This window comes from Nitratidesulfovibrio sp. 1201_IL3209 (assembly GCF_036763125.1).
In the GTDB taxonomy this organism is placed as follows: Bacteria; Desulfobacterota; Desulfovibrionia; order Desulfovibrionales; family Desulfovibrionaceae; genus Cupidesulfovibrio.
On sequence record NZ_JBAIYT010000001.1, the window covers coordinates 143,948 to 161,067 of the forward strand.

General features: G+C 70.1%; 15 protein-coding genes. 8 read left to right on the top strand and 7 right to left on the bottom strand.

The features are described from left to right. Positions 1-93 precede the first annotated feature (93 nt). Both V6B97_RS00560 and rfaD read left to right on the top strand, forming a co-directional pair. A complete protein-coding gene (locus V6B97_RS00560; RefSeq protein ID WP_333504545.1) occupies positions 94-996 on the top strand; it encodes a YkgJ family cysteine cluster protein in 903 nt (300 codons plus the stop codon). A 176-nt stretch (positions 997-1,172) separates the two neighbouring features. Further along, a complete protein-coding gene (rfaD, locus tag V6B97_RS00565; protein ID WP_333504546.1) occupies positions 1,173-2,165 on the top strand; it encodes an ADP-glyceromanno-heptose 6-epimerase in 993 nt (330 codons plus the stop codon). Between the two features lie 175 nt (positions 2,166-2,340). Here the strand turns inward: rfaD and V6B97_RS00570 are convergent, their stop codons facing one another. Both V6B97_RS00570 and mutL read right to left on the bottom strand, forming a co-directional pair. Next, positions 2,341-3,873 carry a response regulator gene (locus V6B97_RS00570; protein ID WP_333504547.1) on the bottom strand — a complete coding sequence of 511 codons (1,533 nt, stop codon included), beginning with the start codon at positions 3,871-3,873 and terminating at the stop codon, positions 2,341-2,343. Between the two features lie 274 nt (positions 3,874-4,147). Next, a complete protein-coding gene (gene mutL / locus V6B97_RS00575) occupies positions 4,148-6,391 on the bottom strand; it encodes a DNA mismatch repair endonuclease MutL (protein ID WP_333504548.1) in 2,244 nt (747 codons plus the stop codon). 182 nt (positions 6,392-6,573) lie between these two features. Here mutL and V6B97_RS00580 point away from each other — a divergent pair, with 182 nt between their 5' ends. From V6B97_RS00580 to V6B97_RS00590, 3 genes are all read left to right on the top strand, one after another. After that, positions 6,574-7,410, top strand: coding sequence for an ABC transporter ATP-binding protein (locus V6B97_RS00580; protein ID WP_333504549.1), 837 nt, complete (start codon positions 6,574-6,576; stop codon positions 7,408-7,410). Further along, complete coding sequence (locus V6B97_RS00585) at positions 7,407-8,204, top strand: ABC transporter permease (RefSeq protein WP_333504550.1); 798 nt, start codon at positions 7,407-7,409, stop codon at positions 8,202-8,204. The genes V6B97_RS00580 and V6B97_RS00585 overlap by 4 nt, the downstream gene beginning before the upstream one ends. Before the next feature lie 255 nt (positions 8,205-8,459). Next, positions 8,460-8,699: a hypothetical protein gene (locus tag V6B97_RS00590; RefSeq protein WP_333504551.1), complete on the top strand. Its 240-nt coding sequence runs from the start codon at positions 8,460-8,462 to the stop codon at positions 8,697-8,699. 258 nt (positions 8,700-8,957) lie between these two features. On the opposite strand, the gene purE is transcribed toward V6B97_RS00590, so the two are convergent. Further along, positions 8,958-9,476, bottom strand: coding sequence for a 5-(carboxyamino)imidazole ribonucleotide mutase (gene purE, locus V6B97_RS00595; RefSeq protein WP_333504553.1), 519 nt, complete (start codon positions 9,474-9,476; stop codon positions 8,958-8,960). 142 nt (positions 9,477-9,618) lie between these two features. After that, on the bottom strand, positions 9,619-10,896 hold the full coding sequence (purD, locus tag V6B97_RS00600) for a phosphoribosylamine--glycine ligase (RefSeq protein WP_333504554.1): 1,278 nt from the start codon (positions 10,894-10,896) through the stop codon (positions 9,619-9,621). A gap of 429 nt (positions 10,897-11,325) precedes the next feature. Between purD and V6B97_RS00605 the strand changes: the two genes are divergently transcribed. After that, positions 11,326-12,621, top strand: coding sequence for a phenylacetate--CoA ligase (locus V6B97_RS00605; protein WP_333504555.1), 1,296 nt, complete (start codon positions 11,326-11,328; stop codon positions 12,619-12,621). Positions 12,622-12,758: 137 nt separating this feature from the next. On the opposite strand, the gene V6B97_RS00610 is transcribed toward V6B97_RS00605, so the two are convergent. Further along, the gene (locus V6B97_RS00610; RefSeq protein ID WP_333504556.1) at positions 12,759-13,997 is read right to left on the bottom strand and encodes an EAL and HDOD domain-containing protein; all 1,239 of its coding nucleotides are present in this window, start codon (positions 13,995-13,997) and stop codon (positions 12,759-12,761) included. Positions 13,998-14,322: 325 nt separating this feature from the next. Here V6B97_RS00610 and V6B97_RS00615 point away from each other — a divergent pair, with 325 nt between their 5' ends. Together V6B97_RS00615 and V6B97_RS00620 are read left to right on the top strand one after the other, a co-directional pair. Continuing rightward, positions 14,323-15,327: an HD-GYP domain-containing protein gene (locus V6B97_RS00615; protein ID WP_333504557.1), complete on the top strand. Its 1,005-nt coding sequence runs from the start codon at positions 14,323-14,325 to the stop codon at positions 15,325-15,327. Continuing rightward, entirely contained in the window at positions 15,306-15,530 is a 225-nt protein-coding gene (locus V6B97_RS00620; RefSeq protein WP_333504558.1) for a hypothetical protein, read from the top strand. The genes V6B97_RS00615 and V6B97_RS00620 overlap by 22 nt, the downstream gene beginning before the upstream one ends. A 150-nt stretch (positions 15,531-15,680) precedes the next feature. On the opposite strand, the gene argC is transcribed toward V6B97_RS00620, so the two are convergent. Both argC and V6B97_RS00630 read right to left on the bottom strand, forming a co-directional pair. Continuing rightward, positions 15,681-16,733, bottom strand: coding sequence for an N-acetyl-gamma-glutamyl-phosphate reductase (argC, locus tag V6B97_RS00625; protein ID WP_333504559.1), 1,053 nt, complete (start codon positions 16,731-16,733; stop codon positions 15,681-15,683). A gap of 49 nt (positions 16,734-16,782) precedes the next feature. Then, positions 16,783-17,118, bottom strand: a complete 336-nt coding sequence (locus V6B97_RS00630) for a DUF1844 domain-containing protein (RefSeq protein WP_333504560.1) — start codon at positions 17,116-17,118, stop codon at positions 16,783-16,785. Positions 17,119-17,120: the final 2 nt, after the last annotated feature.

Below are 17,120 nucleotides of genomic sequence, written 5' to 3' on the forward strand. Positions count from 1 at the left end.
CTCTGCCTCCCGTTCCGCCCGTGTGGCCCGGCGTCCCGAACGCCGCGCTCGTCCGGCTTGCGCACAACGCTTTTTCACCTTCACGGAATCCGGATGCACAACGAACACGACATGCCCGCCCTGGCCCCTCGGGACGACGCCTCCCACGGCCCCTACGGTACGGACGGCACGGACGGCACCGACTGCCGGGGCTGCGGCACCTGCTGCCGCAAGGGCGGCCCGGCCCTGCACGCGCAGGACCTGGAGCTGTTCCGGGCCGGGCATCTGGCGCCGGAGCACTGTCTGACCCTGCGCGCGGGCGAACTGGCCCGCGACCTGGACGGCGAACTGCGCCCGCTGGAGCGGGAACTGGTGAAGCTGCGCCCGCGCCAAATTTTACGGCAATCCGCGCGTGGCGGCGATTGGAGCTGCCTGTTCCTGAACCAGGCCGACAACCGTTGCTCCATCTACGCGCACCGGCCCGCCGAATGCCGCGCCCTGCTGTGCCGGGACACATGGGCCATCAGGACCCTGCACGCCGTGGACCGGGTGACCCGGCTGGACGTGCTGGCGGCCTGGGCGGAAGGCGTGGTGGAACGCGCTGGCGTCCCCGGCGGCTGCGCCGACCCTGGCGTGCCGTGGGCGGACATCCTGGCCGCGCACGAGGAACGCTGCGGCTACGGTGTGCTGGCCCCCGTAGGTACGGTCGGCGCGGGCCTGCGGCGCGCCGCCGACGAACTGCGCGCCCGTACCCCCGGCATGGTGCACCCGGTGCCCCTGTCCGGAGAGCCGGGCGATCCGGCGGCAACGGACGAATCCGCCCACGCCGTCGAGGCATTCCTGGAGGCCGTGCGTTTCGATTTCGCCTTCCGGTCCATCGTGCGCGAGCGCGCCGGGGTGGCCATGGAAGAGTTGGACTTCCTGCTGGGGCGCACCCTGGCGGCCACCGCCGTCATGTACGGCGTGGCCGTGCGCATGATCTCCGACGGCCCGGAACTGGTGGTCCTTCCCGGCTAGGCCCGCTTCCACAGTGGAAACGGGCCGTGAGAGACCGCTTCCCCGGTTACGAGGCACGTTGGTGTTGGCAGCGCGGCGGCCATCCTCCCGCCGCCCCCTTGCCCTGCGGCCCGCATCGCGGCATCATGCCGCACGCCCGGCGCGCCTGCCGGGCAGCCTTCGCAAAGGAGCCTGAAATGTACATCGTCACCGGCGGCGCGGGGTTCATCGGCAGCGCCATGGTCTGGAAGCTGAACCGCATGGGCATCGACGACATCATCGTCGTGGACAACCTGGCCTCCACGGAAAAGTGGAAGAACCTCGTGAACCTGCGCTACGCGGACTACATCCACCGCGACGGGTTCATGGACATGGTCCTGCACGGCGACCTGCCGTGGGAGGTGGAGGCCATCGTGCACATGGGCGCGTGTTCCTCCACCACCGAGCGCGACGCCGACTTCCTGATGGAGAACAACTTCCGCTACAGCCGCATGCTGTGCACGCTGGCCATGCAGACCGGCGCGCGCTTCGTCAACGCCAGCAGCGCCGCCACCTACGGCGACGGCTCGCTGGGCTTTTCCGACGACGACGCCCTGATGCCCCGCCTGAAGCCCCTGAACATGTACGGCTACTCCAAGCAGCTGTTCGACCTGTGGGCGCGGCGCGAAGGCCTGCTGGATTCCATCGCCAGCCTGAAATTCTTCAACGTCTACGGCCCCAACGAATACCACAAGGACGACATGCGCAGCGTCGTCTGCAAGTCGTTCCACAACGTGAACAAGGCGGGCCGCATCACCCTGTTCCGCTCCGACCACCCGGACTACGCCGACGGCGGCCAGATGCGCGACTTCGTGTACGTGAAGGACTGCGTGGAGGTGATGTGGTGGCTGCTGGAACACCCCGAGACGGGCGGCGTGTTCAACGTGGGCACCGGCGCGTCGCGCACCTGGAACGACCTGGCCCGCGCCGTGTTCGCGTCCATGGACCGCGAGCCGGTCATCGACTACGTGGACATGCCCGCGCACCTTTCCGGCAAGTACCAGAACTACACCCGGGCCAGCATGGACAAGCTGCGCCGGGCCGGATGCGACGTGGGGTTCCGGTCGCTGGAAGAGGGCGTGGACGACTACATTCGCGGGTATCTGGCCACCGGCGATCCGTACCTCGGGGCCGAGGCCGAAGCCGGATAACCGGCCCCACACCGGCCCCAAATCGGTATTGTTCAGGAATGCGAAACGGGGTGGACTGCGCGAGCTGTGCGAACCGCGCGGTCCGCCCCGTTGTTTTTGCCCCGTCGTTTTCGCATCGCGCATCCCCCATCCCGCGTCCGGCAGGGGCAGGGGCGGGGGCCGCCCGGCGCGCGGGCTACTCTTCGGCCAGCAGGTCGGCCACGTCGTTGGGGTCCACGGGCACGGCCAGCATCAGCAGCAGGCCGTCCGGTTCGCGGCGCACGTGCAGCAGGCAACTCAGGTCGCGGGCCAGCTTGTAGCTGACGGCCAGCGGCTGCGGCCCTTGCTGGTCGCCGAAGGGCATCAGCGAAAGTTCCGCGTCGTGGGCCAGGGGCGATTCGGTGCGCAGCAACACCTCCACCAGTTGACCCCGGCCCAGGTCGCGGCAGCGCAGCACGGTTTCGCTGCCGGGCACGCCGTGTTCCACGGCCAGGCCCGCCATGCCCACCACGACCTGGGTCAGCAGGTCCGGGTCCGACTGCACGGGTGGAAGGTCGGCCGCGGCCTCCACGCGCAGCGTCACCCCCTTGCGTTGCAGGGGGGCGTGCAGCAGGTCCGCCGCGAAGTCCAGCACCGCGGCCAGGCTGCACGGCCGGGGCACCACGTCCACCGGAGCCAGGTACTGCTGCACCCGGTTGATCAGCGCTTCCAGCCGGGCGGCTTCCTCCAGCACCACTTCCGCCTCGCGGGCGTCGGGAAACTTGCGGTGCAGCGTGCGGGCAAAGCCCGCCAGGGCGAAGACCGGGTTGCGGAATTCGTGGGCGATCTCGTCCACCAGCGCGCCCAGGGTGTTCAGCTTTTCGCGCTGCACCAGCAGCCGTTCCAGGAACACCCGGCGCGAAAGGTCGATCAGCACGCCCTCGATGCGGCCGGGCATGCCGCGCGTGAGGTCGGGCGAGGCCACGGCGGTGGAGCGCGCCTGCACGAACAGGGGTACCCCGCGCGGAGTGATGATGCGGAATTCCAGCGAAAAGGACGTGTTGGCCGCGAACGCGCCGGAGAACGCGGCGCGCACCCGTTCGCGGTCCTCGGGAAACACGTTGTCCATGAACCAGCCGGGCTCCAGCAGGGCCTGCTCCGGCGTCCAGCCCAGCACGGAGCGGCAGGCCTCGTTGACGAAGGTGAGTTCCAGCGCGTCGTCCAGGCTGAAGACCACCACCGGCAGGTTGCGCACCAGCCCGGAGTAGCGTGACTCCATGGCGGCCAGCCGTTCGCGCAGGCGGCGGCGTTCCAGGCAGTTGCGCACCGTGAGCCCCAGCATGTTCATGTTCAGGATGGGCTTGGTGATGTAGTCCCACGCGCCCAGCTTGAAGGCGTTGATGGCGTCGCCGATCTCGGCCCGGCCGGACACCACCACCACCGGCACGTCGGGCGATTCCTGGGCCATGCGCTCCAGCACCGCGTCGCCGGAGATGCCGGGAATGCCCAGGTCCAGCAGCACCACGTCGGGCCGCTGCTCGCGCACGGCCCGCAACGCCGCGATGCCGTCCTCGGCCTCGATGACTTCGTAGCCCTCGTCGGCAAGCCACGCGGCGATGGACTGGCGGATGACCGGGTCATCCTCCACCGACAGCACGCAGGTGGGGCGGCCGTGCGAGGGGGTGGCGCCGGGAGGGGCGAACGGGGGGGACTGGGGCGGCTGCGGGGGGTGCGAAGACTGTGGGGACATGGGGGGCCGGGCTCCTTGCGGCCGCGCGGCGGGACACGCGCGGGCTGGCGTTGCGGACACGGGCGGTGTCCGGCGGCAAAGGGCTCAAGGCGTGCGACAGGGCCGGAACCGCAAGGCGTCGGCGGCTGCGCATGGGTATCCTGTGCAGAGTACTCCGGTGGCGGCGTCGGGTAAAGGGGCTGAGCGGGAGAGGAGGGAAAGGGCCGGGGAGCAGCCGCCCGCGTGGCGGAGCCGGGCGGGGGGGAGGAGCCGGGTGTGCAGGCGGAAAATGCCCCTACGCCCGGCGCTTGAACATCCGCTCCATCTCGCCGGGGGTGAAGGTGAGCACCGCCGGGCGGCCGTGCGGGCAGAAGTCGCGCCCCGGCGTGGCCAGCCACTGGGCCACCAGCCCGGCGGCCTCGTCGGGGGTCAGGCGCTGCCCGGCCTTGATGGCGCCCTTGCAGGCCATCATGGCCCACAGGGCACCCAGGTCGTTGGTCCGGCCCGCCACCGCCTCGCGCAGGAAGGCGGCCGCTTCGGAACGGTCCAGCAGGGCGGGCACGGCCCGGGCGCGCACCGTGGACCCGGAGGTTTCCAGCGCGAAGCCCAGGGATTCCAGGTCGGGCCGCAACTCGTGCAGCCGTTCCGCCTCGGCCGGGTGCAGGGGCAGTTCCACGGGCAGGGCCAGGAACTGGCCGCCGCCCGCCGTGCCGCGCCGTTTGATGCGTTCGTGCAGCACGCATTCGTGGGCGGCGTGCTGGTCCACCAGCAGCAGGGTGTCCCGGCCCCGGCGCAGCACGAGATAGGTGTCCGCGATCTGGCCGAGGTAGGTGTATTCGCCGATGCGCACGCCGCCCTCGCGGGTATCCTCCATGGCGAAATCGGCCGGGGAGGGATGCGCGGCGGGGGGGGCGGCGTCGGTGAACGGACGGGCTCCGTCCGCCAGATGGCCGGGGGAGGCGGCAAGGCCGGATTCCTCGGTCACCAGCAGGGCGGGCGCCGGGCCGTCGCGCCGCGCGCCGGGCAGGCCGGGACGGAAATCGATGCGCGGATCGGGGGCGTCGGGGTGGCCGGTGTCGCCTGCGTGGCTGGCCTCGCCGGGAGCATACGGGCCGTCCTCGCGCTGGCGCTTGTCGATGATCACGTCGCGGGCGTCGGCCTGCCCCCAGAAGCCCAGGGGACGCGCCTCGCGCCGGGGGGCGTCGGGGTCGGAAACGCGCGGCCCGGCGGCGTGCGCGCCGGAGAAATCCGGCTGGGTTGCGTGGGCCTGCCCGTTCTGCCTGTTCTGCCTGTCCTGTCCGACCTGCCCGGCATCACCGTCCCGCCAGCCGCCCGGCTGGCCCGCGCCCCGGTCCATCCCTGCCAACGGATCCTGCCCCGGCAGCGCCCCGGTCGCCTCGACATCTTCACCGGGTGCCCCCATGGCTGCCATGCGGTCCAGCGATTCGCCCAGCGCGCGCAGCACGGCCACGAACACGGCGCGCTCGTCGCGAAAGCGCACCTCGTTCTTGGCCGGGTGCACGTTCACGTCCACCTCTTCCGGGTCGATGTCCAGGAACAGGGCAAGCTGCGGGTATTCTCGGGCCAGCAGGCGGCCCTTGTACGCCTCGCGCACGGCCTTCAGCAGCAGCCGGTCGTTGACGGCGCGGCCGTTGACGTACAGCAGCATGCGGTCGGGCCGGGGCTGCGCGCCGCGCGGGTCGGCGGCCAGCCCGTGCACGCGGATGCCGTCGGTCATGCGGTCGAAGGGGTGCAGGGTGTCCACCACGGCCGGGGGCCACAGCACGGCCAGCCGCCGGGCCAGGGTCTGCCCGGCGGGAAAGCGCAACACCTCGCGCCCGCCTGCGGACAGGGTGAAGGCCACGTCCGGCCGGGTCAGGGCCAGCCGCGCGAACAGTTCCTGGCAGCGCTTCAACTCCGTGGCCTGGGTCTTCAGGAATTTCAGGCGCGCGGGCACGTTGGCGAACAGGTCGCGCACCTCGACGATGGTGCCCCGGTGCAGCGCAGCCGGGCCGGAGGCCACCACGTGGCCGTGCGCCACCTCGATGAAGGTGGCCTCGCCGGGCGCGCCGTCCGCTCCGCCCGCTCCGTCGGGCGCCGTGGGGGCCGAGGTCATGCGGAACCGCGACACCGAGGCGATGGAGGGCAGCGCCTCGCCCCGGAAGCCGAAGCTGCCGATGCGGGCCAGTTCCGCCAGGTTGGCCACCTTGCTGGTGGCGTGGCGGGTGACGGCCAGTTCCAGTTCTTCGGCCGGGATGCCGCCGCCGTCGTCGCGCACCATGATCAGCGACTGCCCGCCGTTGTCCAGCGCCACCTCGATGGTGGTGGCCCCGGCGTCCAGGCTGTTTTCGATCAGTTCCTTGACCACGCTGGCCGGGCGTTCCACCACCTCGCCCGCGGCGATCTGGTTGCGCAGGTCGGCGGGCAACACCTGGATGCGGCGGCGCGCGCCGCGCGCGGAGGATGCAGAGGCCGTGGCGGTGGCTTCGGCGTTGGCGTCGGCGGGGGAACGGGCGGTGTCGTGGTCGTGCGTGTGCATGGTTCATCTGTAGCCACTCGGGCGGGCAAGGTAAAGCGGGGGCGGGGAGGGTGCGCGGCAGGGCGCGGGGAGGACGGCGGCAATCGCACCCGCCATTGGCGGCCGCCCGCACGGGACGCGCTCCCCATAGGCCCGGATGATAGTTGATGACACCCCCGCGCGCCCGGCGGTAGATTGGGGGCATGCAGCCACTTCTTCAGTTCGACGACGTGTCGTTCGCGTATCCGTCCGGCACGACGGGGAATGGCGCGGCCTCGCCGGGGGCGGGGTCCGCTTCGCCCGTTCCTTCCGTTCCGGCCGCCGCGCCTGCCCCCGCCAGCGCTTCATCCGTCCATTCCGCCCAGCCGGGGCACCCCGGCCTTGCCCACGTGAACCTTGCGGTGCGCCCCGGCGATTTCGTCATGCTCACCGGGCCGTCGGGCGCGGGCAAGTCCACCCTGCTGCGGCTTGCCGTACGGCTGGAGGAGGCCGACGCCGGGGTGGTCCGATGTGGCGGCCGACCGGTGGCGGACATTCCACCGGCCGAGCTGCGCCGCACCCTCGGATTCGTGCAGCAAACCCCCACGGTGGGCGCGGGCACGGTGCGCGACAACCTGCTGCTGCCGTTCACCTTTGCCGCCAACAAGGGGCTGACGCCCCCCGACGGCGCGGAACTGGCCGGGTGGCTGGCCCGCTTCCGGCTGGCCGGGGTGGGGCTGGACGCCACGGCCGCCGCGCTCAGCGTGGGGCAGCGCCAGCGGGTGTGCATCATCCGCACCATGTTGCTGCGCCCGGCCGCCCTGCTGATGGACGAGCCCACCAGTGCGCTGGACCCGGAAAGCAGCGCGGTGGTGGAAGCCCTGACCGAGGAATTGAACGAGGACGGGGTGACCGTGCTCATGGTCACCCACGGGGCCTACCGCCCGGCGCGCCGCCCCTGGCGCGACGTGCGCGTGCGGGACGGCGGGGTGCATGAACTGGCGGTGGCGCCCGCAGGGGACGATACCGCCGCCGGCATGGTCACCGGAGGCGCCGCATGAACGATCCGCTGGGGATGGCCTACATCCAGATCGGGCCGTGGCAGCTGGCCGTGGCCGTGGTCTTCGTGCTGCTGGCGGGCGCGCTGTCGCTGGCGCACCACCTGAAGCTGGAGCGCGACCTGGCCATCGGCACGCTGCGCACCTTTGTCCAGCTGTTCGCCATGGGCTACCTGCTGCGCATCCTGTTCGGCCTGCAATCGGCGCTGCTGGTGGTGGGCGTGTACATGGTCATGACCTGGTTCGCGGCGCGCATCGTCAAGGGGCGGGTGCGCGAGAAGAGCGTGGACTACTTCATGCCCACCCTGCTGGCGGTGCAGGTGACCTTCTTTCTGGTGACCTTCGTGGTCACGGGGCTGATCATCGGGGCCAAACCGTGGTGGGAGCCGCAGTACTTCATCCCCATCGGGGGCATGGTGGCGGGCAATTCCATGAACGCGCTGGCCGTGGCGCTGGACCGCCTGTTTGCCGACCTGCGCGGCCGCCGGGCAGAGGTGGAAATGCGCCTGTGCCTTGGCGCCGACCGGGACGAGGCCAGCGCGGACATCTTCCGCGAGGCGCTGCGCGCGGGCATGATCCCGTCCGTCAATTCCATGATGGGCGTGGGCCTGGTGTCCATACCCGGCATGATGACCGGCCAGATCATGGCCGGGGCGGACCCGGCCGACGCCGTGCGCTACCAGATCGTGGTCATGCTGATGATCGTGGCGTCAACGGCGCTTGCGACGTTTATCGTGCTGCATCTGGTGCGCAGGCGTTGCTTCGGACGCGCGCATAACTTACTGTTGAAGACATAGCGCGTGGAACAGGCGGACGGCCCCCAGTGATGGACGGTTACGGACGGTCACGGACACCGCCGGACGCCACCACGGAGCGCTTCACGGGAACAATCGGGAGGACGAGCGACCAACGATTCCGCGACCATCAAAGGTTCGGCACGAGCCGGGCACAAGCCAGGGAGGAACGCCATGCGCCAGATTGACCGCATTGATCGCGTTGTTGAGCGGCAGCCCCACGTGCCATCGCAGCCGAAAGGCTATGATCCCGAATTGATGTTTGTGGAATGCGCCCGTTGCGGCAGGCCGGTGATGTGGGAACATGGCCGCGCAACCGTTGTACTGCACGGCGTGGGCGTGCACGCCGCCGACCTTGACGAGCACTGCATGATCGTCACCGACGGCTGCGCGCACTGCCACCCGGAAGAGGACGAATACCGGCTGAAGGTCATCCGCATCAGCGAGATCGTGTACCGCGACCTGTTGCGCGACGGGGAGCCCATGGGCAACGCCTGAGGGTGAGCCGGAGCGCCGGATGACCGGACACGAGAGCGCTGGATTCGAGCAGGCCGGACACCAGAGTGTCGGCCACCAGAGGTTTTGACGGGTTCGCAACCCCTCCCGGTTGCCCCGCGGCAAGGGACGATTCCTTTCCGAACCCTTCCGAAACGGACCAGACGCATGACGGCCGCGTCCCGGTGGGGCGCGGCCGTCGTTGCGTTTTGGTGCGATGCCGATCAGGTATGCCGGCTGAAAAAAACGAAGAGGGCGCAGCTACTTCCGGTACCGCGCTTCCAGTTCTTCCCCGGCCTTTTCCGCGTCGGCCTTCATCTTGGCGCGGGCGGCGGCAAGGCGCTGGGACAGGGCCGGGTCGGCCAGGGCCAGGATTTGCGCGGCCAGCCAGGCGGCGTTGCGCGCCCCCGCCTTGTCCAGGGCCACGGTGGCCACCGGAAAGCCGGGGGGCATCTGCACCGTGGCCAGCAGGGCGTCCATGCCGCCAAGAGCGGACGCCGCCACCGGAATGCCGATGACCGGCTTCTGGGTGCGCGCGGCCACGGCCCCGGCCAGGTGGGCGGCCATGCCCGCCGCGCAGATGAATACCTGGCAGCCTTCGGCTTCCAGCCTGGTCACCAGGGTTTCGGTGCGTTCCGGGGTGCGGTGGGCGGAACTGACGGTGAACAGGTAGGAAATGCCCAGGCTGTCGAGCACTTCGGTGCACGGGCGCACGGTGTCCTCGTCCGAGGCGGAGCCCATGAAAACGGCAACCCGGGCCGTGGTGGTCATGGTGGTCATGGCTGGTCTCCTGGTGTCGATAAGGGTTCGGTAACCCGCGTCACGTGCCGCCTGACGGCGCGGGGGAACGTGAGGGCAGTACCGTGAACGTCGTCCGGTGTCGGGCGGCGCGGCCCGGTGGCCCGCCCTCCCGTGCGTGGGGCTACCCCGCGCGCTTCAACCCCTTGGCGCCGATGTCGCTGCGGTAGTGGGCATTGTCCATGCGCACCTTGGCAACGGCACGATAGGCCAGGGCCTGCGCGTCGGCCAGGCTGTCGCCCAGGGCGGTCACGCACAGCACGCGCCCGCCGCGCGACAGAGTGGCGCCGTCGCGCCGTTCGGTGCCCGCCTGGAACACCTTGACCGGGCCCAACGCCTCGGCATCCTCGATGCCGGAAATGGCCATGCCCTTGGCGTAATCGCCGGGGTAGCCCCTGGCCGCCATGACCACGCCCAGCGCGGTTTCGCGCTTCAGGGGCAGGGTGGTTTCGTGCAGGCGGCCCTGGGTGCCCGCCAGCATGATGGCGGCAAGGTCGCCGTCAAGGCGCATCAGCAGCGGCTGGCATTCCGGGTCGCCGAAGCGGGTGTTAAATTCCAGCACCATGGGGCCTTCGGCGGTCATCATCAGGCCCGCGTAGAGCACCCCGGTGAAGGGGTGGCCGCGCCTGATCAGTTCGCGCAGCACGGGGCGGATCACGAGGTCGATCATCTCTTCGTAGCGCGATTCGGGCAGCACCGGCGCGGGGCTGTACGCGCCCATGCCGCCGGTGTTGGGGCCTTCGTCGTTGTCGAACACGGCCTTGTGGTCCTGCGCCGAGGGCAGGGGGATGACCGTTTCGCCGTCGCACAGGCACAGGAAGGACGCCTCCTCGCCCGCCAGCGCGCTTTCCACCACCACGCGCGCGCCCGCATCGCCAAAGGCGCGCCGGACCATCATGTCGTCCACGGCCTCCAGCGCTTCGTCCACGGTGCGGGCCACCACGACGCCCTTGCCAGCGGCCAGGCCGTCGGCCTTGACCACCACGGGCGCGCCGTTGGCGCGGATGTAGGCGCGGGCGGCATCGGCGTCGTCGAACACCCCGAAGGCCGCCGTGGGCACGCCCGCCGCGCGCATGACCTCTTTCGCAAAGGACTTGCTGCCTTCCAACTGCGCGCCGTAGGCGTCGGGGCCGAAGCAGGGCACGCCCGCCGTCACCATGGCGTCCTTGATGCCCAGCACCAGCGGCAGTTCCGGGCCGGGCACCACGAGGTCGATCTTTTCGTCCAGCGCAAAGCGCACCAGCGCGGGCAGGTCGCCGTCGGAAATGGACACGTTGGCGCCTTCCAGGGCGGTGCCGCCGTTACCGGGCGCGATGAAGATGTCCTTGACGAGGGGGCTCTGGCGCAGCTTCCAGGCCAGGGCGTGTTCGCGCCCGCCGGATCCGACGATGAGTATCCGCACTGTGGGCCTCCTGATGCGGCAAGGGGATGATGCGGGGGCCGCGCGGCGGCAGGCCGGGCCGGGGTTTTCCCCCGCGAGGATTCGTGGTAGCTCTCTGGTGCGCCCCGGATTGTATACAATGTGCGGGGCGCTGCGCGACGCCGCCTTCCGGAACGATTGCGCCGGGCTTTCGCGGGCGGCCGTGCCCCGGCGGGGCGTGGCCTTCGGCACTCACCGGCGGCTTTCCGGCGGGTTGCCGATCCCCTTGATGGGGGACTGCCCGGTGCGTCGCGTGGGCCTCAGATACAGGCTTTTACGCCCGCGCACAAGCCGCGCGCCCGTTCGGAACACTGCCCGGAACACCGTCCGGCGCGCTGTCCGGCTTCGCTCGGCCACGCCCTGTCGTTGCGCCGCGCCCCCATATTCCGCCGTCCCCAGGAGTCCGCTTCCATGTCGCAGCACCGCTTCCTGCCCCATCTCGATCCCGAAACCCTGCATCGCGTGCAGACCGAGGGCCTGCGCTGGACCGTGCGCCACGCCTACGCCAACTGCCCGGCCTACAAGGCCAAGTTCGACGCGGCGGGCGTGCACCCCGACGACATCCGCACCCTGGACGACATCGTGCGCCTGCCCACCTCCAGCGTGGAAGACCTGCGCGAGGGCTACCCCCTGCCACTGCTGTCCGTGCCGGAGAGCGACGTGGTGCGCATCCACGCCTCGTCGGGCACCACGGGCAAGCGCAAGATCCTGGCCTACACCCAGAACGACGTGGACACTTTTGCCCTGCAAATGGCCCGTTGCTACGAACTGGCGGGCCTTACCCGCGAGGACCGCGTGCAGATCGCCGTGGGCTACGGCCTGTGGACGGCGGGGGCCGGGTTCCAACTGGGGTCCGAGAAGTTCGGCGCGCTCACCGTGCCGGTGGGGCCGGGCAACCTGGAGATGCAGTTGCAGTTGCTGGTGGACATGGGCGTGACCTGCCTGGGGTCCACGGCGTCCATGGCCCTGCTGATGGCCGAGGAAGTGGAGCGCAACGGCCTGCTGGACAAGGTGAAGCTGCGCAAGGTCATCTTTGGCGCGGAGACGCACAGCCCGCGCATGCGCGCCACCTTCGAGCAGAAGCTGGGCCTTGCGGGCAGCTACGACATCGCGGGCATGACCGAGATGTACGGCCCCGGCACCGGGCTGGAATGCGACGCGCGCGAAGGGCTGCACTACTGGGCGGATTTGTTCGTCATCGAAATCCTGGACCCGGCCACCCTGCAACCCGTGGCCCCCGGCGAGGTGGGCGAGATGGTGGTCACCTCGCTGCGCAAGGAGGCCTCGCCGCTGGTCCGCTACCGCACCCGCGACCTGACGCGCATGCTGCCCGGCCAGTGTTCGTGCGGGCGGTGCATCCCCCGGCACGACCATATCCTGGGCCGCTCTGACGACATGATCATCTTCCGGGGGGTGAACATCTACCCCGGCCAGATCGCCGACGTGCTGCACGAATTCCCGGTGCTGGGGTCCGAGTACCACATCCAGCTCACCCGCACCGACGGCCGGGACGCCATGCTGTTGCAGGTGGAACGGCTGGAGGGCGCCACCGCCGACGCCGACGCGGGCCTGGCGCGCGGGGTGGGCGACCGTCTGCACAAGAAGCTGATGGCCCGCGTGGCCGTGCAGGTGGTGGACCCCGGCGTGCTGCCGCGTTCGTTCGGCAAGTCCAGGCGGGTGACCGACCTGCGCATGGCCGACGGGTAGGGCCTCTTGGGCGGCTCGGGCCGCGCTACGTCGGGGAAAGCATTGCAGCGCAAAAGGGCACGCCATCGGCGTGCCCTTTCCGCGTTCCCTCTCGTTTTCTCCCGTTCAGGCCGTCCGGTGTGTCTGCCGGTGCCCCGCTAATTCAGTATCCGGCTGGTCCACACCTGCGCGTCGATGTTGCTGCGGGCCACGTCCATGGGCGAAAAGCCCAGTTTCGCCATCAGCGGCAGGGCTTCGTCCCAGGCGCCGCGTTCCAGCAGCAGGGCCAGGTTCAGTTCGTCGCTCATGGGCGAAGGCTCGCCGGAAAGGGCGGCGCGGAAGTCCGCGTCCAGGGGCAGGTGGGCCAGCAGGACGGGCATGGCGATGCCCAGCAGCGCGTCCAGTTGCGACAGCAGGCCCAGCAGGAACATGGATTCCGGCGCGTGGGTGCAGGTGCGCACAAGCCCGCACAGCAGTTCCAGGAACCGCGCCCGGGTCACGGCCGTGCGCATGACCTCGGCCGGGGCGGCGCTGCCCGCCGTGTCGGCCAGGGTGATCACCAGCAGCCACTTGCGCAACGTCTCGAAGCCCAGCAACGAGGCGGCGTGCTGGACCGAGGTCACTTCCTTCAGCAGGGCGAACCACGCGGAGTTGATGTAGCGCAGCAGGCGGTAGGTCAGGCCGGGGTCCACGGTGACGGCGCGCACCAGCTTGTGCGGGTCGGCCTCGCCGGTCAGCGACTGCATCAGGTGCAGGCGCGAGGTCTGGGCCGATGACAGGGTGCGCCCCGGCACGATGACCGGCCGGGCGAAGTGGTAGCCCTGGAACAGGGTGTACCCCAGCATGCGACACTGCCCGAACATGGCCGCGTTCTCCACCTTTTCCGCCAGCAGCACGGCGTGGTGGCGCTTGCGCAGGTTGGCCGTCAGCGCGGGCAGTTCCGCCGGGGGCACGCCCAGCACGTCCACCTTGATGATGTCCGCCAGCCCCAGCAGCGGCACGGCCTGGTCCTGCCCCACGAAGTCGTCCACGGCCAGCCGGTAGCCCGCCCGCTTCAGGGTATGCAGGGCTTCCACCAGTTCGGGCGTGGGCTGCACCGTTTCGAGGATTTCGGGGATGCACCGGTCGGGGGGCAGCACCTCCGCCGCGCCGGACAGCAGCAGCCCTTCGGGAAAGTTGATCAGGAAGGGGGTGACGCCGGGGATGGTCTCGCTGGCGATGGCGTAGCCGTCGGCGATGACCGAGGCGGTGGCGGCGTCGGGATCGTCGATGCGCGCGGGGCCGCTGGGGCTGTCGCGGAACAGCAGTTCATGCCCCCACAACGCGCCCGAGGCGTCGAAGATGGTCTGCCGGGCGATGAAGATGGTGGGCGACTGTGGGGGATTCTGGGCCTGCATGGGTGCGGGCTCCGTCCCGCGTGGGCGCGGTGTGCGGATGGCGGCGAACCGGGCGCGCCGTCCGGTGGTTCGGTGTGATGTGGAGCTTTCCAGTATGACAGGTGCGAGGGGAGTGGACAAGGTGGTGATACCCCCAGAGCGGCGGGGAGGGAGCGCCGTCCCGTGGGGGTGTCCTGCATTGCGCCGGAGGGTGCCGCCGGAGTTCCCCGTGCGGGCGCTTTCCCCATGGCGCGAAACCGGAAGGGGAGTTGTTTTTTGCAGCGAAGACACGTAGATGCAAAGGGTCGCCGCACCGGCGACGCGCAGGGGAGGGGAGGAGGCACCGGTGCTCAAGAAGATCTCCACGCGGGATCTCAAACCCGGCATGTACGTGGTGGACATGGGCCTGTCCTGGCTCGAGAATCCGTACCTGTACAGCCAGGTGGGGCTCGTGGGCTCCGAAGGCGACGTGCTGCGCATCCAGCGCGAAGGCTTTCTGGAAGTCTTCGTGGACACGCGCCGCTCGCTGGGGGGTGACGGCACCGAGGGCCTGAGCGACGAAGAGGCCATTTCCGCCGAACTGGCGCGCGAACTGGACGACAACGACCCGCTGGCGCCCACCGTGCCGCTGGCCGAGGAAATGCCCCTGGCCCGCACGCTGTACGACGAATCCGTGGGGTTCGCGCGCAAGGCCATGGAGGCCATGCGCCAGGACGGCTTCGTGGACGTGCAGTCCGCCCAGCCCATGGTCGAGGGCATCCTTTCCAGCGTCACCCGCAACGCCAACGCGCTGCTGGGCCTTTCCAAGCTGCGCTCGGTGGACGAATACACCTACACCCACTGCATCAACGTGGCCGTGCTGGCCGTGGTCTTCGGGCGGCACCTGGGCTTCGGCGACATCACCCTGAGCCGGGTGGGCCTGGCCGGGCTGTTCCACGACCTGGGCAAGGCCCGCGTGCCCGACGCCATCCTGAACAGTCCGCGCCGCCTGACGCCTGCGGAATTCGGCGTCATGAAGCGCCACCCCGAACTGGGGTGGGAGCAGGTGCGCGACAACCCCATGGTCTACGACGAAGTGCTGGCGGGCATGCTGGAGCACCACGAGAAGTTCAACGGCCTGGGCTATCCGCGCGGCCTCAAGGGCGAGGAGATCAGCATCATCGCCCGCATCCTGGCCGTGGTGGACGTGTACGACGCCCTGACCAGCCGCCGGGTGTACAAGGCCGCCATGCTGCCGCACAAGGCGCTGGGCCTGATGTACGGCTGCGCGGGCAGGATTTTCACCCCGGCTTCGTGGAGCGGTTCATCCGGTGTCTCGGGATATACCCCGTGGGCAGCGTGGTGGAACTGAACACCGGCCAGCGCGGCGTGGTCAGCAAGGCCAACGCGCGCGAACCGCTGCTGCCGGAAGTGATCGTGGTGCGCGACCCCAAGGGCCGCCCGGCCGCGCATCGCAGACTGGACCTTTCCGGCCAGACCGCCGTGAAGGTGGTGGCCTGCCTGGACCCGCGCGACGCGGGCATCGACCCCGGCCAGGTTCTGGGCGTGTCCTGACCGCCCGTGCCGCCGGGAGGACCGGCAGGCGGGCCGCCGCGTGCACGACGCGAAGGAAACACAGGGGGCGCTCCATGCCGGAGCGCCCCTGTTGTGTGTGGGTTCCTGTTGTGTACGAGACATGCCGCCGTGCAGCTTGGGGGCCAGCCCCTACGGCATGAGCGGGGCCAACATCAGCCCGGTTTCCACGGGCAGGCCGAACATCAGGTTGGCGTTGGCCACGGCCTGGCCGGAGGCGCCCCGGCACAGGTTGTCGATGGCGGACAGGATGACCAGGCGGTTGGTGCGCGGGTCGGTGACCACGCCCACGTCGCAGAACATGGTGCCGCGCACGTGGCGGGTTTCCGGCAACTGCCCGGCGGGCAGCACGCGCACCCAGCGCGACCCCTTCCAGGTCTGTTCGAAGGCCGCCTGCACCTCCTGCGGGCTGACGGGTTTTGCCAGTTTCGCGTAGATGGTGGCCAGGATGCCCCGGTTGACGGGCAGCAGGTGCGGGTTGAACGAAACCGTCATGGGCGCGCCCGCCACGACCGACAGTTCCTGTTCGATTTCCGGGGTGTGGCGGTGCTTGCCGATGTTGTACGCCCGGAAGGTGTCGGACACCTCGCAGAACAGGGTGCCCACGGCGGCCTTGCGGCCCGCGCCGGTGGCGCCGGACTTGGCGTCGATGACGATGTCGCCGGTTTCCACCAGTCCGTGCCTGAGCGCCGCGTACAGCCCGAGGATGGTGGCCGTGGGGTAGCAGCCGGGGTTGGCCACCAGGCCCGCCTTCTTCACCTGCTCGCCGTACAGTTCCGGCAGGCCGTACACCGCCTGGGGCAGTTCCGCCCGGCGGGTGTGCGGCACCTTGTACCAGGCTTCGTACACGTCAGGGTCGCGCAGGCGGAAATCCGCCGAAAGGTCCACCACGCGCAGGCCGCGCTGGCGCAGGGTGGCCCCCATTTCCATGGCCGCCCCGTGGGGCACGGCCAGGAAGGCCACGTCGCAGTTGGCGGCCAGGTCGTCCGGGTCGGGCGCGGTCATGACCACATCGCCGCCGGGCAGCCCGCGCAGGAAGGGATAGATGTCGGACAGGGGGCGGCCCGCCTCGGTGCGCGAGGTGGCGCGCACGAGGCGCATGTCCGGATGGCCCGCCAGCAGGCGGGTAAGTTCCATGCCCGTGTAGCCGGTAACGCCCACGAGCCCGGCGCGGATGATGGTCATGCCGTGGTCCTTGCGCTGTTTGATCTGTTTGGACTGTGTGACCTGGCGGTTACTTCCTGTGCACCACGTACTTCATGCGCAGTTCGTACAGCACGCCCTCCAGCAGGCGCGCCTCGTCCGCGTCGGCGCAGCCGCGCGTCTTCTCTTGCAGCATGGTCAGCACGTCGATGGTGTGCTTGGCCATCAGCAGGTTTTCGCTGGTGCGCCCGGTGTCGGGGTCGGGCACTTCGCCCAGTTGCACCAGCGCCGACGAGGCCAGCGACAGGATGAAGGTGGAAAAGGTCACCTGAGGCATTTGGGGAGCGCCGTCCTGCGCGCCGCCCTTGCCTTCACCCTTGGCTCCGCCAGCCGCGCAGCCGCAGCCGGTGCGTTCGTTGTCGGCCATGT

Bases quoted from the DNA above. Each gene is read 5' to 3' on its own strand.
- V6B97_RS00560 (WP_333504545.1), top strand. From the start codon at position 94: ATGCACAACGAACACGACATGCCCGCCCTGGCCCCTCGGGACGACGCC.
- rfaD (WP_333504546.1), top strand. From the start codon at position 1,173: ATGTACATCGTCACCGGCGGCGCGGGGTTCATCGGCAGCGCCATGGTC.
- V6B97_RS00570 (WP_333504547.1), bottom strand. From the start codon at position 3,873: ATGTCCCCACAGTCTTCGCACCCCCCGCAGCCGCCCCAGTCCCCCCCG.
- mutL (WP_333504548.1), bottom strand. From the start codon at position 6,391: ATGCACACGCACGACCACGACACCGCCCGTTCCCCCGCCGACGCCAAC.
- V6B97_RS00580 (WP_333504549.1), top strand. From the start codon at position 6,574: ATGCAGCCACTTCTTCAGTTCGACGACGTGTCGTTCGCGTATCCGTCC.
- V6B97_RS00585 (WP_333504550.1), top strand. From the start codon at position 7,407: ATGAACGATCCGCTGGGGATGGCCTACATCCAGATCGGGCCGTGGCAG.
- V6B97_RS00590 (WP_333504551.1), top strand. From the start codon at position 8,460: ATGTTTGTGGAATGCGCCCGTTGCGGCAGGCCGGTGATGTGGGAACAT.
- purE (WP_333504553.1), bottom strand. From the start codon at position 9,476: ATGACCACCATGACCACCACGGCCCGGGTTGCCGTTTTCATGGGCTCC.
- V6B97_RS00605 (WP_333504555.1), top strand. From the start codon at position 11,326: ATGTCGCAGCACCGCTTCCTGCCCCATCTCGATCCCGAAACCCTGCAT.
- V6B97_RS00610 (WP_333504556.1), bottom strand. From the start codon at position 13,997: ATGCAGGCCCAGAATCCCCCACAGTCGCCCACCATCTTCATCGCCCGG.
- argC (WP_333504559.1), bottom strand. From the start codon at position 16,733: ATGACCATCATCCGCGCCGGGCTCGTGGGCGTTACCGGCTACACGGGC.
- V6B97_RS00630 (WP_333504560.1), bottom strand. From the start codon at position 17,118: ATGGCCGACAACGAACGCACCGGCTGCGGCTGCGCGGCTGGCGGAGCC.